Here is a 696-nt window from a genome sequence, read left to right as displayed (position 1 = left end):
GACGACTGGGCATAGCTCGATGTTTTGCCCGCCAGCAGCAGCACCAGAGACGTTGCTGCCACAGAAGAAGATGGAGTGAAGCGCATATCAGCCTCCGGAGTGGAAAATCAGTTTCTCGCCGCGGCGCTCGCAGCAGGAATAGGGACGCCACAGCGCCCAGGCGAAATCGCCGGTTTCATCGATGCGGTCGCTGAAGGTCTCGGTTCTGCCCCCATCAGGGAACGTCGAACAGCTATCCAACATCTTGGGCAACAGCGGCTGCCACTTGTGAGTGGACGCATCCCCCTCCTTCACGGGATCAGGCGGCCAGTAGCCATCACGCTGATTCGCAGACAGAGACTGGTAGATGTGGGGCTGCCCAGTCCTTGTCACGATGTCCGCCGCTCGCTGCGCGGCCACGGCGGCTACCCGGTAGTCATTCTGCTGTCCGGCCACGAATCCTGTCCGCGGATAGACGTTGCCCCACAGATCCCCCAGCTGCCCGACTTCCCGCATCCCCGGCGTAAGTGACTCCGGGTATAGCGCCTCCACAAGGTTTTCCCGCCATGACACAGCATCAATCGTCGACAAGAGGTGCGGGTGCAAAGGAAAGGTCGGTGATTCACAGGTGTAGCCAAGCCCGGCGCTGAAAAGCGCTACTGCTGGATGACCGATAGCGTCAACATTCTTGAAGCGGACCCCTGAGTGGTGAGCATC

Annotated in this window: 1 protein-coding gene; it reads right to left on the bottom strand. The window is 60.3% G+C overall.

The features are described 5' to 3' along the window. Nucleotides 1-87 precede the first annotated feature (87 nt). On the bottom strand, nt 88-696 hold a 609-nt coding region (locus tag ACGTN6_RS20725; RefSeq protein WP_394594965.1), incomplete at its 5' end, for a TIGR03756 family integrating conjugative element protein.

Origin of the sequence: Halomonas sp. B23F22_20, from assembly GCF_043496985.1 — a bacterium.
Classification (GTDB): domain Bacteria; phylum Pseudomonadota; class Gammaproteobacteria; order Pseudomonadales; family Halomonadaceae; genus Halomonas.
The sequence above is the reverse complement of the archived record's forward strand: the minus strand, read 5'-3'. Positions and strand labels throughout refer to the sequence as shown.